Origin of the sequence: Streptomyces sp. NPDC058872 (assembly GCF_042743065.1) — a bacterium.
GTDB lineage: Bacteria > Actinomycetota > Actinomycetes > Streptomycetales > Streptomycetaceae > Streptomyces.
Map to the genome: position 1 here is coordinate 1 of NZ_JBHYMK010000020.1, position 14,661 is coordinate 14,661.

Here is a 14,661-nt window from a genome sequence, read left to right on the forward strand (position 1 = left end):
ACGCCCGGTTACATTCCGAACCCGGAAGCTAAGCCTTTCAGCGCCGATGGTACTGCAGGGGGGACCCTGTGGGAGAGTAGGACACCGCCGAACAAATTTTAGCCTCAGCCCCTGGACCTGGTCCGGGGGCTGAGGCATTTTTGCGTTTTGGGCCGAACCCTCCTGCCGATTTCGGGGGAGGAGGGGCCCTGTGCGCCCGGCCTCCGTGGCTGAGGGTAGGGTCGGGGGGCAATGTCGGCACCGTTCCAGCAGGAGGCCCCCGGGTGGAGGTCCAGGAGACTCGCGTTCAGACCGACCGGGTCCTCACCATCCCCAACATTCTCAGCATGGCGCGCCTCGTCGGCGTGCCGCTGTTTCTGTGGCTGATCCTCCGCCCTGAGTTCGGTGGACCCAAGAGCGATGGCTGGGCACTTCTCGTCCTGGCGCTCAGCGGCATCAGTGACTACCTCGACGGCAAACTCGCGCGACGCTGGAACCAGATCAGCAGCCTCGGCCGACTGCTCGACCCCGCCGCCGACCGTTTGTACATCCTGTCCACCCTCGTCGGGCTCACCTGGCGGGAAATCCTGCCACTGTGGCTGACGGTCGCCCTCCTGGCGCGCGAGGCCATGCTGCTCGTGATGGTGGCAATCCTCCGCCGGCACGGCTACCCGCCGCCCCAGGTGAACTTCCTCGGGAAGGCTGCGACTTTCAACTTGATGTATGCGTTCCCGTTGCTGCTTCTCAGTGACGGAACGGGCTGGCTTTCGTCACTCGCTGAAGTTTTCGGGTGGGCCTTCGCCGGATGGGGTACAACTCTCTACTGGTGGGCAGGGATCCTCTACGTGGTCCAGGTCCGTCGACTCGTGAAGGCGGATACCGCAACCGATTGAGCCCGTCTGTCCCCGTGTCGAGCAGCGTCGCCGGCAACAACGAGGATGACCGAGGGTCCCTGAGCAGACGGGTGAAGTCGGCAGGACCGTCGTCTCTTCAAGGAGGACGCTTCCGACATGAAGGCCGTCGTGATGGCCGGTGGCGAAGGAACCCGCCTTCGCCCCATGACCTCGAGCATGCCCAAGCCTCTGCTGCCGGTGGTGAACCGGCCGATCATGGAGCACGTCCTACGACTGCTCAAGAGGCACGGTCTCAACGAGACCGTCGTCACCGTGCAGTTTCTCGCCTCTCTCGTCAGGAACTACTTCGGTGACGGAGAAGAGCTCGGGATGGAGCTCACGTATGCCAACGAGGAGAAGCCGCTCGGTACAGCGGGAAGTGTGAAGAATGCCGAGGAGGCGTTGAAGGACGACGCCTTCCTCGTCATCTCCGGTGATGCGCTCACTGATTTCGACCTGACCGATCTCATCGCTTTCCACAAGGAGAAGGGCGCCCTCGTCACGGTCTGTCTGACGCGGGTACCGAACCCACTGGAATTCGGGATCACGATCGTCGACGAGGAGGGCAAGGTCGAACGTTTCCTGGAGAAGCCCACCTGGGGCCAGGTCTTCTCGGACACGGTGAACACCGGCATCTACGTGATGGAGCCCGAAGTCTTCGACTACGTCGAGGCTGACGTTCCGGTCGACTGGTCGGGAGACGTGTTCCCCCGGCTGATGAAAGACGGCAAGCCGATCTACGGTTATGTCGCCGAGGGCTACTGGGAGGACGTCGGTACCCACGAGAGCTATGTGAAGGCCCAGGCGGACGTCCTGGAGGGCAAGGTCCAAGTCGACATCGACGGGTTCGAGATCTCGCCCGGGGTATGGGTCGCGGAAGGTGCCGATGTCCACCCCGAAGCCGTACTGCGCGGACCGCTCTACATCGGCGACTACGCCAAGGTGGAAGCGGGTTCGGAGATCCGGGAGCACACCGTCATCGGCTCGAACGTGGTCGTCAAGAGCGGAGCTTTCCTGCACAAGGCGGTCGTCCACGACAACGTCTACGTCGGACAGCAGAGCAATCTGCGGGGCTGTGTGATCGGCAAGAACACCGACATCATGCGGGCGGCCCGGATCGAGGACGGGGCCGTCATCGGCGACGAGTGCCTGATCGGTGAAGAATCGATCGTCCAGGGCAACGTCCGGGTCTACCCGTTCAAGACGATCGAGGCCGGCGCCTTCGTCAACACGTCCGTCATCTGGGAATCCCGCGGGCAGGCGCACCTCTTCGGCGCACGGGGAGTCTCCGGGATCCTGAACGTGGAGATCACGCCGGAGTTGGCCGTCCGGCTCGCAGGGGCGTACGCCACGACCCTGAAGAAGGGCGCGACCGTCACCACCGCACGTGACCACTCCCGGGGCGCGCGAGCGCTGAAGCGAGCGGTGATCTCCGCACTGCAGGCAAGTGCGATCGACGTGCGCGACCTGGAGAACGTGCCCCTTCCGGTCGCGCGGCAGCAGACCGCGCGCGGCAGTGCGGGCGGCATCATGGTGCGGACCTCGCCCGGTGTGCCGGACTCCGTCGACATCATGTTTTTCGACGAAAGGGGAGCCGACCTCTCTCAGGGGGGACAGCGCAAGCTCGACCGGGTGTTCGCCCGGCAGGAGTACCGGCGTGCCTTCCCCGGCGAGATCGGCGACCTCTCCTTCCCCGCGAGCGTCTTCGACTCGTACACCGGCTCGCTGCTGAGGAACGTCGACACCACCGGCATCGCGGAAGCCGGGCTCAAGGTCGTCGTGGACGCCTCCAACGGCAGTGCCGGTCTCGTCCTGCCCAGCCTGCTCGGACGGCTACAGGTCGACTCCCTGACGATCAACCCGGGGCTCGACGAGTCCCGGCCCACGGAGTCGGCCGAGAGCCGGCGGGCCGGTCTCGTACGGTTGGGGGAGATCGTGGCCTCGGCGCGGGCGGCGTTCGGCGTGCGGTTCGACCCCGTCGGCGAACGGCTCTCGCTCGTGGACGAACGCGGGCGGATCATCGAGGACGACAGGGCGCTCCTGGTGATGCTGGACCTGGTGGCCGCCGAGCGGCGCTCCGGGCGTGTTGCACTGCCGGTCACGACGACCCGAATCGCCGAGCAGGTCGCCGCCTACCACGGCACCCAGGTGGAATGGACGACCACCTCGCCCGATGACCTCACCAGGGTCGGACGGGAAGACTCGACGATCTTCGGCGGAGACGGGCGCGGAGGCTTCATCGTGCCCGAATTCAGCAGTGTCTTCGACGGTGCCGCCGCCTTCGTGCGTCTGATCGGATTGGTGGCGCGGACACAGCTCACCCTGAGCCAGATCGACGCCCGGATCCCGCGGGCGCACGTCTTGAAGAAGGACATCGCGACCCCGTGGGCGGTGAAGGGGCTGGTCATGCGTCGGGTGGTCGAGGCCGCGGGCAGCAGGTCCGTGGACACCACGGACGGGGTCCGGGTGGTCGAGGCCGACGGGCGCTGGGTGATGGTGCTGCCCGACCCCGCCGAGGCCGTCACCCATCTGTGGGCGGAGGGGCCTGACGACGCTTCCGCACAAGCCCTCCTGGACGAGTGGGCCGCGGTCGTCGACAGCGCAGGTGGCTGAGCGGCCGGACCATCGGTCGGGCGGCACCCGGGAGGGAGCCGCCCGACCCCGTGGAGGGGCCATTCGGCGGTAGGGCGCACGACGTGCGACGATGTGCGGCATGTCGCAGCAGCCCCCCATTCGGAGCACCGGTTCACAGCCGCCGCGCCCGGACGCGTCCATGTCGCTGCTGAACAACGTGATCGACCACGCGCTCGACGACGGTTACGCGGAGGCGACGGCCCGGCGTACGGCCGAGGGCACCCAAGAGTCCCGCAGCATCCGCTCCAAGCTGGGCGTCGCCGCGGGACTCATGCTCGCCGCCGTCGTGGTCACCGTCGGGGCGGCCGAGGCGCGGATCTCCGCGCCCGTCGTCGCCAAGGAGCGGCAGGACCTGATCGACCGGATCGAAAGGGAGGCGTCCTCCGCCGACCAGTTGGAACGGGACATCGAGCGGATCGGCGCCGAGGTCCGCGGGAGCCAGCGGCAGGCACTGCAGCAGCACGGCGGCGACCAGGCCGAGCTGGTGACCTTGCTCTCGGGCGGAACCCCCGTGCACGGCCCGGGAGTGAAACTCGTCATCGACGACGCCAAGGGGACCGACACCGGTGGCGGCGGGCCGCGGGAGAGCACGGGCTTCTCCGACACGGGTCGGGTTCGTGACCGGGACATGCAGCGGGTGATCAACGGACTCTGGGAGTCGGGTGCCGAGGCGGTCGCGATCAACGGGCAGCGGTTGACATCGCTCTCTGCGATCCGGGCCGCCGGTGACGCCATACTGGTCGACAACAAGCCTCTGGTGCCGCCCTACACCGTCCTCGCCATCGGGGACGGACCGCGGCTGAGCACCGCGTTCCAGGACAGCGCTGACGGGCAGTACCTGCACGCGCTCGTGGAGAACTTCGGGATCAGGCGTCGGATCTCGGTCGAGGGCGACGTGAGCCTTCCGGCTGCACCTAGCCTGACCGTACGTACCGCAGAGCCGAGGGGGGCCGGGGTGGCGACGCCCTCCGGCCGGGCCGCGGCAGACACAGGGAAGGGCACATCGTGATCGCCGTACTGGGCCTCATCGTCGGAGTGGTGGTCGGACTGTTGGTCCGTCCCGAGGTTCCGGCGGTGGTCGAGCCTTATCTTCCGATCGCCGTGGTCGCAGCCCTCGACGCGGTCTTCGGCGGCCTCCGGGCCATGCTCGACGGGATCTTCGTCGACAAGGTCTTCGTGGTCTCCTTCCTCTCCAACGTGGTCGTGGCCGCACTGATCGTCTTCCTCGGCGACAAGCTGGGCGTGGGCGCACAACTGTCGACCGGCGTGGTCGTCGTCCTCGGCATCCGCATCTTCTCCAATGCGGCTGCCATCCGACGTCACGTCTTCCGGGCGTGAGGCCGATGAGCGAGAACCCACAGGACCGCGAGCGGCCCGAAGACCCGGAGAAGCCCGAGGGGAACCCGGAGAAGCCCGAGGGGAACCCGGAGAAGCCCGGGGGCGAGGCGTCCGGTGCGGCGCTGCCCGCGGCCGCAGAGCCCGCGGCCGCAGAGCCGGAGAGGAAGAAGCCGGACGTCCAGGAGCCCGAGCCGGCACCCGAGGCCGTCCGGGCACCCGAACCGGTCGTGGCGTCCGAGCCGCTTGCTGAGCCGGCCCCTGCCCACGCTTCTGAACCGGTCGAGCCGAGCGGACGGCGGCGGTTGGCCGCCGCCCTGTGGCCGCCGCGCATCACCCGGGCCCAACTCGTCGTGGCACTCCTGCTGTTCGTCCTCGGTCTCGGCCTGGCCATCCAGGTCTCCTCGACGAGCGACAACAGTGCGCTGCGCGGGGCCCGGAGAGAGGACCTGGTGAGGATCCTCGACGAACTCGACGACCGCACACAGCGCCTCGAGGACGAGAAGGCGCGTCTGGAGAAGCAGCGCTCCGAGCTGGAGTCCAGTTCGGACCAGGCCGAAGAGGCCCGCAAGCAGACCCAGGAGAGGGAACGGCAGCTCGGCATCCTGGCCGGTACCGTCATGGCCGAAGGCCCGGGCATCACCCTGACCATCGGTGACCCCACCGGGGCCGTCGAGTCCGACATGCTGCTCGATGCCATCCAGGAGCTGCGTGCGGCAGGGGCAGAGGCGATCCAGGTGAACGGTGTCCGCGTCGTCGCGGACAGCTATTTCACCGGCAGCGGTGAAGACATGCAGATCGATGGAACGAACGTGACCGCTCCGTACGTCTTCAAGGTCATCGGCAAGCCCGAGGATCTTGAGCCCGCGCTCAACATCCCCGGTGGCGTCGTGCAGACCCTGGAGAAGGAGCAGGCCACGGCCACGGTGGAGCAAGCGTCGAAGATCGTCGTCGACGCCTTGCGACCCGCGAAGCGGCCTGACTACGCTCAGTCGTCATCGCAGTGAGAAGGATATGAGGCGGGGCCCGCGACAAGCGCAAGTCGTTGCGGGGGGTCGGCGCACCACAAGGGTGGTGCGTGGTGGAAACTGTCCGGAGGATACGGACGTTGTGAAGGTGTCCGGGTCGGCAGGTGTGAAGGATCTCGGTTCGTCCTGCCCCACGGGCGGGTCTGTTTCGGTCAAGGGGAATCGCCCGTGAAGTTGTTTGGGAAGTTGTTCGGCAAGAGCGCACGCGAGGACGGCGGCAACGCCAGGCACGCCGCGTCGCGCCACGCCCAGAGCGAGGAGCAGGGTGGCGAACGCCCGCTCTTCCGTGACGAGATCGAGGGTCCGGGCGGTGACATTTCGGGCGCGCAGGGCGCGTCTTCTGTTGACCCCACCGGGGCCGCGCGCATAGGTTTCGGGGAACCATCAACCTCAAGTACGGGTGGAGGGTTTACCCCCGACCCGTACGCGACACAGACCTCCGCGGGGCAACCGCGGCAGGAGGACGCGTCCATGCCGGTGTGTACGAGGTGCGGTCACCGCAACACGGCCGACAGCCGCTTCTGCTCCCACTGCGGTACGCCGCTGCGGGGCGGGGCTGCCGCTGAGCGTGCGTCGGAGACGACGTCGACGATCTCCATCTCGGGCCTGGAGGCCTATGAAGCGGAGATCACGGGCCAGACGCAGTTGCCCTCGCTCTCGCCCGAGGCGTTGGCGGCAGTGGAGGCGCTTCCGCCCGGTTCCGCGCTCCTCGTGGTGCGCCGGGGCCCGAATTCGGGCAGCCGTTTCCTGCTCGACAGCGAACTGACGACGGCCGGCCGTCATCCGCAGAGCGACATCTTCCTGGACGACTTCACGGTCTCCCGGCGGCACGTCGAGTTCCGGCGGGCCCAGGACGGCAGCTTCACCGTCTCCGACGTCGGCAGCCTCAACGGCACGTACGTCAACCGCGAGCCGATCGACTCGGTCGTCCTGTCGAACGGCGACGAGGTGCAGATCGGGAAGTACCGGTTGGTCTTCTACTCGAGCCAGCGAGGCGTGTGACGCCTCGGGGAATCCCCTTCAGGGAAGGTTCATGCTGCGAACACCGACGGGCGGTGCCGAGTCCGGCACCGCCACTGCGGGCGACCGGCTGGTCAGCATCGGCACGGTGCTGAACCAGTTGCGCGACGAATTTCCCGAAGTGACGATCTCCAAGATCAGGTTCCTTGAGGCCGAGGGCTTGGTCGAGCCCCGTAGGACGGCTTCCGGATACCGCAAGTTCAGTCCGCAGGACGTGGAGCGACTGGCCCAGATCCTGCGGATGCAGCGGGACCACTACCTTCCGTTGAAGGTCATCCGCGAGCACCTCGACGCCCTTGCGAGGGGGGAGCAGGTCAGCCTTCCCGCACCCGGGCGTCGGCGGGACCCCCTCGAGGGGTCCTGGGAGCAGGATGCGGTGGTGGAGCCGTCGACCGTCAGTCGCATCGGGCGTGCCGAGCTGATCGCCGCCGCCGAGGTGACCGAGACGGAACTCGCCGAGTGGGAGTCGTACGGCCTGATCGCCGAGGCGGAGGGCGGCGGTTATGACGCCGAGGCGGTGATCGTCGCCAGGCTGGTTGCGGGCTTGGGGAGGTTCGGTCTGGAACCCCGCCACCTGAGGGCCGTCAAGGCGGCTGCCGACCGGGAGGCGGGACTGATCGAGCAGGTCGTCGCGCCCCTGCGGCGCCACCGCAACCCGCAGACCAGGGCGCATGCGGAGGCCACCGCCAAGGAGCTCGCCGCCCAGTCGGTGCGACTGCACGCGGCTCTCGTCCAGACCGCCCTGGGCGTTCGGTTGCAGTGAATCGGAATGCGACCGTGAGGGGGCCCGACTATCCAAACCGGTCGGGCACGTCCTAGGGTTGCTGTGTGAACGAGCTCGACGTTGTGGGTGTCCGCGTGGAAATGCCCTCCAACCAGCCGATCGTGCTCCTGCGCGAAGTGGGAGGCGATCGCTACCTCCCCATTTGGATCGGACCGGGGGAGGCGACCGCGATTGCCTTCGCCCAGCAGGGGATGGCCCCTCCGCGACCGTTGACGCACGACCTCTTCAAGGACGTGCTGGAGGCCGTGGGGCAGGAGCTCACCGAAGTCCGCATCACGGATCTGCGTGACGGCGTCTTCTACGCCGAGCTGGTCTTCGCCAGCGGCGTCGAGGTGAGTGCGCGGCCGTCGGACGCGATAGCGCTGGCCCTCCGCACCGGGACGCCGATCTTCGGCAGCGACGGCGTGTTGGACGATGCGGGCATCGCGATCCCGGACGAGCAGGAGGACGAGGTGGAGAAGTTCCGCGAGTTCCTCGACCAGATCTCGCCAGAGGACTTCGGGAGCAGCAACCAGTGAAACGGGGCGGCGTGGCCCGAGGCCGTTCGTGGGGTGCTGTCAGACCATTCGACTAGCCTTTCCCGGAGAGGGGCACGCGAAACCACTCTCAGGGTGATTATCACTCGGCGTGCCGAGTGTGGCGATCGTTGACGCACCCCGAGTGACTGCCTACCTTCGTGTGGGCAGGTCAAGGACGGAGGGTCGGCGTGATGAGCAGCGCGGACGGTAGGGCAGGGAGCTCCCTCGGGCACGCGTCCGGAGGGAGCGGTCCATATCCGCTTCACGGCAGTGTGGGCGACTTCGGAACGGGCACGGACGGCGGTACGGGGCCGGCCGGAGAAGCGATCGGCTACCGCGGCCCCACGGCCTGCGCCGCAGCCGGGATCACCTACCGACAGCTGGACTACTGGGCGCGCACCGGCCTCGTGGAACCGAGCGTGCGGCCCGCCTACGGGTCGGGGACGCAACGGTTGTACAGCTTCCGCGACGTCGTCGTGTTGAAGATCGTCAAGCGTTTCCTCGATACCGGGGTGGCCCTCCAGAACATTCGGGCCGCCGTGCAGCACTTGCGCGCCCGGGGCTTCCAGGATCTGGAGCGGATGACGCTGATGAGCGACGGGGCCACGGTGTACGAGTGCTCGTCGCCCGACGAGGTGGTCGACCTGCTCCAGGGGGGACAGGGAGTCTTCGGCATCGCCGTCGGCGTGGTCTGGCGTGATGTCGAGGCGGCGCTCTCGCAGTTGCACGGGGAGCGGATCGACACCGGCGAGACGCTGATCAGGCACAATCCGGGCGATGAGCTGGCACGACGGCGGCGTGACAGAGCCGTCTGACCCCGGTGGGACGTCCAGGGAAGGGTCCCGGTCATCCGACGGCCGCTCCGGTGCGGAGCGATCGGCCCCGCCGTTGTCAGTGGTGTGAGGCAGCATCGGGACCGTGAGATCCGCGCCCACGATCCTGCACCTCGACATGGATGCCTTCTTCGCCGCTGCCGAGCAGGCGGCGAAGCCCAGCCTGCGCGGAAAGCCCGTGGTGGTCGGTGGTCTCGGACCACGGGGGGTGGTCGCTACCGCCTCCTACGAGGCGCGTCGCTTCGGAGTCCACTCGGCCATGCCCATGGGGCAGGCGCGGCGGCTGGCGCCGAACGCGGCGTACCTCGTGCCGCGCTTCGCCTTCTACCGGTCGATCAGCGACCGGGTCATGGAGCTGCTCCGCGAGCTCTCCCCGCTCGTGGAGCCGCTGAGCCTCGACGAGGCCTTCGTGGACCTCGAAGCCGGCGGCGTCGCCGACGACAGCGCGGGCGCACGGGCCGCGGGGGAGCGGCTGAGGGACGACATCCTCGCGGCGACCGGGCTCACCGGGTCCGTGGGGCTGGCCGGGTCCAAGATGATCGCGAAGATCGCTTCGGAGGAGGCCAAGCCGGACGGGCTCGTCGTCATCGAGCCCGGGACCGAGAAGGAGCTCCTCGGGCCGCGGTCGGCACGCATCCTGCCCGGGGTCGGTCCGGCCACCGGGGAGCACCTTCGGCGTGCCGGGATGGCCACCGTCTCCGACCTCGCGGAAGCGGGTGAGGACGAGCTCGTGCGGCTGCTGGGGAGGGCGCACGGCGCCTCGCTGTACCGGATGGCCCAGGGGCACGACGAACGGCCCGTGGTGGCCGAGCGGGACGCCAAGTCGGTGTCCGTCGAGGACACCTTCGACGTGGACCTCCACGACCGGGTGCGGATCCGGACCGAGGTCGAGCGGCTTGCGGAGCGCTGCGTGGGGCGGCTTCGGTCCTCGGGGCACTCGGGACGGACCATCGTCCTGAAGGTGCGGCGCTACGACTTCTCGACGCTCACCCGGTCCGAGACGCTGCGGGGGCCGACGGATGACCCCGGCGTGGTGCGGGAGGCCGCCGGACGGCTGCTCGAAGCCGTGGACACGACGGGGGGTGTGCGCTTGCTGGGGGTGGGGGTGAGCGGGCTCGCCGACTACACGCAGGAGGACCTGTTCGCCCAGGCGGAGGCCGAGGCGGGTGCCGGCGCGGAGCCCGGTGGAGGGGAGGGCGTCGGGGAAGGTCCCGGTGCGGAGGAACCGGGGACCGCGGGAGGCCCCGGTGCGACCGTCGAGGAAGCGGCCGGGCCCGGGGCCGCGGGGACCGTGGAGAGGCACTGGTCGCCCGGACACGACGTGCGGCACGCGGTGTACGGGGCCGGCTGGGTCCAGGGGAGCGGGCTCGGCAGGGTCACGGTGCGGTTCGAGGAGCCGTGGTCCGCGCCGGGCAGGGTGCGGACGTTCTCCGTGGACGACCCTGAGCTGGTGCCCGCGGAGCCCGTGCCGCTGGTGCCGGGGGGCGCGGTGCCGTGATGCGGGGGAGGGCGGACCCGACGGCGGTCGGTTGTGCGCCCCGCGGCGGCAGCAACCCCGCGGATGCCGCCGCGGGACGCGGTCTCAGGAGCCGTCCTGGCCCGCCAGGCGGCCGAAGTCCTTGTCCGGGGCGTCCGTGGGCGGGGGCGGCAGGGCGAGGCCGTAGTGGCGGTAGAGCTGGAGTTCCTGCTGGGGGGAGAGGTGGCGGCCCACCCCGAAGTCCGGGGCGTCCTTGATGAGGGCCCGCTCGTACGGGACGTGGAGGCCGTCGTCGAGAAGGTCGCTCGGTTCCAGGGGGACGAAGGCGTCCCGGCCGAACAGGCCCGTGCGGACCGCGGCCCACTCCGGAATCCCGGTCGCGTCGTCCAGGTACACCTCGTCCACGGTTCCGATCTTGTGCCCACTGCGGTCGAACGCCTTGCGGCCTATCAGGCTGCGCGGATCGATATCGGTCTGCACGGTCCCTCCAACTGGTCGCAACTGCCCTACACCTACGAAAAGGCACATCTGGGATGTCGGCCACTTGAGCGATGGGAGTCGCAACCTCGCTGGTAGGCTGGTTGTGGCTGCCGACCCCGTGCGGGAGAGTCCCCCGGAAAAACCTTCCGGTGGGCGCCGAAGGAGCAAATCCTCCCCGGAATCTCTCAGGCCCCTGTACCGCGCGGACGAGGTCACTCTGGAAAGCAGGGCGGATGTCCGACGGCATTCCGCTCTCACCGACGGTGAAAGCCGGCGTGCCGCGAGGCGTGCCGGTGAAGCTCTCAGGTTGAGATGACAGAGGGGGAGGCCGTCCGGGTACCCGCGCCGTGGTGCCCCTCGCAGGTCGTGACGACCAGGAGGCCTCCGTACATGACCGCCAACCGCATTCCGCTCTCCGAGCTCGAACAGGGCATCCCGTTCGAGCAGCGGCACATCGGGCCCGACGCCGAAGCCCAGGCCAAGATGCTCGCCCAGGTCGGTTACGGCTCGCTCGACGAGCTCACGGCCGCCGCGGTGCCGGACGTGATCAAGAACGCCGAGGCGCTGGGCCTGCCGGGCGCGCGCACCGAGGCCGAGGTCCTCGCCGAGCTCCGCTCGCTCGCCGACCGCAACCAGGTCCTCGCCCCGATGATCGGCCTCGGTTACTACGGGACCTTCACCCCGCCGGTCATCCTCCGGAACGTGATGGAGAACCCGGCCTGGTACACCGCCTACACGCCCTACCAGCCCGAGATCTCACAGGGCCGCCTCGAGGCGCTGCTCAACTTCCAGACCGTGGTCGCCGACCTGACCGGTCTGCCGACCTCCGGTGCCTCCCTCCTCGACGAGGGCACCGCCGCAGCCGAGGCCATGGCGCTCTCCCGGCGCGTCGGGAAGGTCAAGAACGGGGTCTTCCTCGTCGATGCCGACGCCCTGCCGCAGACCATCGCCGTCATCGAGACCCGTGCCGAGCCGACCGGCGTCGAGGTCGTCGTCGCCGACCTGAGCGGGGGCATTCCCGCCGAGGTCGCCGAGCGCGGCGTCTTCGGCGTGCTGCTCCAGTACCCGGGCGCCTCCGGTGCCGTCCGCGACATCAAGCCGCTCGTCGACGCCGCCCACGAGCTCGGTGCGATCGTCACGGTCGCCGCCGACCTGCTGGCTCTGACGCTGCTCACCCCGCCCGGCGAGCTGGGTGCCGACATCGCCGTCGGCACGACCCAGCGGTTCGGCGTGCCGATGGGCTTCGGCGGCCCGCACGCCGGCTACATGGCCGTCCAGGACAAGCACGCCCGCTCCCTGCCCGGCCGTCTGGTGGGCGTCTCCGTCGACGCCGACGGCAATCGCGCCTACCGGCTGGCCCTGCAGACCCGCGAGCAGCACATCCGCCGCGAGAAGGCCACCAGCAACATCTGCACGGCCCAGGTGCTGCTCGCCGTCATGGCCGGCATGTACGCGGTCTACCACGGTCCCGACGGCCTGAAGCAGATCGCGCAGCGCACCCACCGGTACGCCGCGATCCTCGCCGCGGGCCTCACCGCCGGTGGCGTCGAGGTCGTGCACGGCTCCTTCTTCGACACCCTTGCGGTCCGCGTGCCCGGCAAGGCCGACGAGGTCGTCGCCGCCGCCCGCGAGGCCGGGGTGAACCTCCACCGCGCCGATGCCGACCTGGTGTACGTCTCCTGCGACGAGACCACCGGACGCGAGCAGATCGCGGCCGTCTGGGGCGCCTTCGGCGTGACCGCCGACGTCGAGGCCCTGGACGCCGTCGTCGAGGACTCCGTTCCCGCCGGTCTGCTGCGCTCCGACGCGTACCTGACCCACCCGGTCTTCCACGCGCACCGCTCCGAGACCTCGATGCTGCGCTACCTGCGCAAGCTCGCGGACCGCGACTACGCGCTCGACCGCGGCATGATCCCGCTCGGCTCCTGCACCATGAAGCTGAACGCGACGACCGAGATGGAGCCGGTCACCTGGCCCGAGTTCGGTCAGATCCACCCCTTCGCACCGGTCGAGCAGGCGCAGGGCTACCTCACGCTCATCACCGAGCTGGAGGAGCGCCTCGCCGAGGTCACCGGATACGACAAGGTGTCGATCCAGCCCAACGCCGGTTCCCAGGGCGAGCTCGCCGGTCTGCTGGCCGTCCGTGCCTACCACCGTGCCAACGGGGACGAGCAGCGCACCGTCTGCCTCATCCCGTCCTCCGCGCACGGCACCAACGCCGCCTCCGCCGTGATGGCCGGCATGAAGGTCGTCGTCGTCAAGACCGCCGACGACGGTGAGGTCGACGTCGAGGACCTCCGCGCCAAGATCGCCCAGTACCGCGACGAGCTGTCCGTGCTGATGATCACCTACCCGTCCACGCACGGAGTGTTCGAGGAGCACGTCGCCGACATCTGCGCCGAGGTCCACGAGGCCGGCGGTCAGGTGTACGTCGACGGCGCCAACCTCAACGCACTGGTCGGTCTGGCCAAGCCGGGCAAGTTCGGCGGAGACGTCTCCCACCTGAACCTGCACAAGACCTTCTGCATCCCGCACGGCGGCGGTGGCCCCGGTGTCGGCCCGGTCGGCGTGCGCGCCCACCTCGCGCCGTACCTGCCGAACCACCCGCTCCAGCCCACCGCGGGCCCGGAGACCGGTGTCGGCCCGATCTCGGCCGCCCCGTGGGGCTCCGCCGGCATCCTTCCGATCTCCTGGTCGTACGTGCGGCTGATGGGCGGCGAAGGCCTCAAGCGCGCCACCCAGGTCGCCGTGCTCGCGGCGAACTACATCGCCAAGCGCCTGGAGCCGCACTACCCGGTGCTCTACACCGGTCCGGCCGGTCTGGTCGCCCACGAGTGCATCGTGGACCTGCGTCCGCTCTCCAAGGCGACCGGCGTCACCGTCGACGACATCGCCAAGCGCCTCATCGACTACGGCTTCCATGCGCCGACGATGTCCTTCCCGGTGGCCGGCACCCTGATGATCGAGCCGACGGAGTCCGAGGACCTGGCCGAGCTCGATCGTTTCTGCGACACGATGATCGCGATCCGGAGCGAGATCGAGAAGGTCGCCTCCGGCGAGTGGCCCGGCGAGGACAACCCGCTGCACAACGCCCCGCACACCGCGGCTGCACTGGGCGGCGAGTGGAACCACCCGTACACGCGCGAGGAGGCGGTCTTCCCCGCCGGCGTCTCGGTCGCGGACAAGTACTGGCCGCCGGTGCGCCGCATCGACGGTGCCTTCGGCGACCGGAACCTGGTCTGCTCCTGCCCGCCGCTGGACGAGTACGACAACTGATCACGATGCGAGGGCCGGCCCGGAGGTTTTTCTCCGGGCCGGCCCTCGGCGTTCGCTTCCCGCCCGTCCCCTCCGGGCGCTTTCAGGCGGCCGTCGTCACCTGCCCCGCCGTCAGCGGCCGGTGCGGGGCGATGATCTGTCCGTCCGGCAGCAGCTCGCCGGTGTCCTCGAACAGGAGGACGCCGTTGCACAGCAGGCTCCAGCCCTGTTCCGGGTGGTGCGCCGTCAGTCGGGCCGCCTCGCGGTCAGCTGAGTCGGCGGTGGGACAGGCAGGCTGGTGCTGGCACATGGGTGGGTTCTTTCGCTGCGTCGTGGTGGATGTCCTGCGGCTCTGCGCGCTCATGGCCGCCCCCGTCGGTAGGTTGCTTCCGGTCACAGTGTTGCCCCACGGACGCGCTTCCGCA

13 protein-coding genes, 1 rRNA gene and 1 riboswitch are annotated in these 14,661 nt (G+C 69.2%); of the genes, 12 read left to right on the plus strand and 2 right to left on the minus strand.

Annotated features, from left to right (window positions below; translation table 11 throughout):
- The 11 genes from rrf to ACFW22_RS15250 all read left to right on the plus strand — a co-directional run.
- Window positions 1–93, plus strand: a 5S ribosomal RNA gene (gene rrf, locus ACFW22_RS15200); the annotation flags it as partial.
- Window positions 94–263: 170 nt separating this feature from the next.
- A complete protein-coding gene (locus tag ACFW22_RS15205; protein ID WP_386403555.1) occupies window positions 264–872 on the plus strand; it encodes a CDP-alcohol phosphatidyltransferase family protein in 609 nt (202 codons plus the stop codon).
- Between the two features lie 117 nt (window positions 873–989).
- Window positions 990–3,485: a sugar phosphate nucleotidyltransferase gene (locus ACFW22_RS15210; protein WP_386403558.1), complete on the plus strand. Its 2,496-nt coding sequence runs from the start codon at window positions 990–992 to the stop codon at window positions 3,483–3,485.
- A gap of 100 nt (window positions 3,486–3,585) precedes the next feature.
- Entirely contained in the window at window positions 3,586–4,515 is a 930-nt protein-coding gene (locus ACFW22_RS15215) for a DUF881 domain-containing protein (protein WP_386403561.1), read from the plus strand.
- Window positions 4,512–4,844, plus strand: coding sequence for a small basic family protein (locus tag ACFW22_RS15220; RefSeq protein ID WP_015032176.1), 333 nt, complete (start codon window positions 4,512–4,514; stop codon window positions 4,842–4,844). Before ACFW22_RS15215 ends, ACFW22_RS15220 begins: the two co-directional genes overlap by 4 nt.
- A gap of 5 nt (window positions 4,845–4,849) precedes the next feature.
- Window positions 4,850–5,848 carry a DUF881 domain-containing protein gene (locus tag ACFW22_RS15225; protein WP_386403563.1) on the plus strand — a complete coding sequence of 333 codons (999 nt, stop codon included), beginning with the start codon at window positions 4,850–4,852 and terminating at the stop codon, window positions 5,846–5,848.
- A gap of 81 nt (window positions 5,849–5,929) precedes the next feature.
- Window positions 5,930–6,871 carry an FHA domain-containing protein gene (locus ACFW22_RS15230; protein WP_386403789.1) on the plus strand — a complete coding sequence of 314 codons (942 nt, stop codon included), beginning with the start codon at window positions 5,930–5,932 and terminating at the stop codon, window positions 6,869–6,871.
- A 31-nt stretch (window positions 6,872–6,902) separates the two neighbouring features.
- Window positions 6,903–7,652, plus strand: coding sequence for a MerR family transcriptional regulator (locus tag ACFW22_RS15235; RefSeq protein WP_386403566.1), 750 nt, complete (start codon window positions 6,903–6,905; stop codon window positions 7,650–7,652).
- Window positions 7,653–7,717: 65 nt separating this feature from the next.
- Complete coding sequence (locus ACFW22_RS15240) at window positions 7,718–8,191, plus strand: bifunctional nuclease family protein (protein WP_351181094.1); 474 nt, start codon at window positions 7,718–7,720, stop codon at window positions 8,189–8,191.
- Window positions 8,192–8,382: 191 nt separating this feature from the next.
- On the plus strand, window positions 8,383–9,006 hold the full coding sequence (locus ACFW22_RS15245) for a MerR family transcriptional regulator (RefSeq protein WP_386403570.1): 624 nt from the start codon (window positions 8,383–8,385) through the stop codon (window positions 9,004–9,006).
- 103 nt (window positions 9,007–9,109) lie between these two features.
- The gene (locus ACFW22_RS15250) at window positions 9,110–10,522 is read left to right on the plus strand and encodes a DNA polymerase IV (RefSeq protein WP_386403573.1); all 1,413 of its coding nucleotides are present in this window, start codon (window positions 9,110–9,112) and stop codon (window positions 10,520–10,522) included.
- Between the two features lie 84 nt (window positions 10,523–10,606).
- Here ACFW22_RS15250 and ACFW22_RS15255 read toward each other — a convergent pair whose 3' ends face one another.
- On the minus strand, window positions 10,607–10,981 hold the full coding sequence (locus tag ACFW22_RS15255) for a PRC-barrel domain-containing protein (RefSeq protein WP_386403576.1): 375 nt from the start codon (window positions 10,979–10,981) through the stop codon (window positions 10,607–10,609).
- A 111-nt stretch (window positions 10,982–11,092) separates the two neighbouring features.
- A riboswitch (glycine riboswitch) is annotated at window positions 11,093–11,192 on the plus strand.
- A gap of 179 nt (window positions 11,193–11,371) precedes the next feature.
- Between ACFW22_RS15255 and gcvP the strand changes: the two genes are divergently transcribed.
- The gene (gcvP, locus tag ACFW22_RS15260; RefSeq protein ID WP_386403579.1) at window positions 11,372–14,257 is read left to right on the plus strand and encodes an aminomethyl-transferring glycine dehydrogenase; all 2,886 of its coding nucleotides are present in this window, start codon (window positions 11,372–11,374) and stop codon (window positions 14,255–14,257) included.
- 82 nt (window positions 14,258–14,339) lie between these two features.
- Here the strand turns inward: gcvP and ACFW22_RS15265 are convergent, their stop codons facing one another.
- Window positions 14,340–14,546 (minus strand): DUF5999 family protein, encoded by a 207-nt coding sequence (locus ACFW22_RS15265; protein WP_041662108.1) that lies wholly within the window; start codon window positions 14,544–14,546, stop codon window positions 14,340–14,342.
- Between the last annotated feature and the right edge of the window lie 115 nt (window positions 14,547–14,661).

Bases quoted from the DNA above. Each gene is read 5' to 3' on its own strand.
- ACFW22_RS15210 (WP_386403558.1), top strand. From the start codon at position 990: ATGAAGGCCGTCGTGATGGCCGGTGGCGAAGGAACCCGCCTTCGCCCC.
- ACFW22_RS15225 (WP_386403563.1), top strand. From the start codon at position 4,850: ATGAGCGAGAACCCACAGGACCGCGAGCGGCCCGAAGACCCGGAGAAG.
- ACFW22_RS15235 (WP_386403566.1), top strand. From the start codon at position 6,903: ATGCTGCGAACACCGACGGGCGGTGCCGAGTCCGGCACCGCCACTGCG.
- ACFW22_RS15245 (WP_386403570.1), top strand. From the start codon at position 8,383: ATGAGCAGCGCGGACGGTAGGGCAGGGAGCTCCCTCGGGCACGCGTCC.
- ACFW22_RS15265 (WP_041662108.1), bottom strand. From the start codon at position 14,546: ATGTGCCAGCACCAGCCTGCCTGTCCCACCGCCGACTCAGCTGACCGC.
- ACFW22_RS15215 (WP_386403561.1), top strand. From the start codon at position 3,586: ATGTCGCAGCAGCCCCCCATTCGGAGCACCGGTTCACAGCCGCCGCGC.
- gcvP (WP_386403579.1), top strand. From the start codon at position 11,372: ATGACCGCCAACCGCATTCCGCTCTCCGAGCTCGAACAGGGCATCCCG.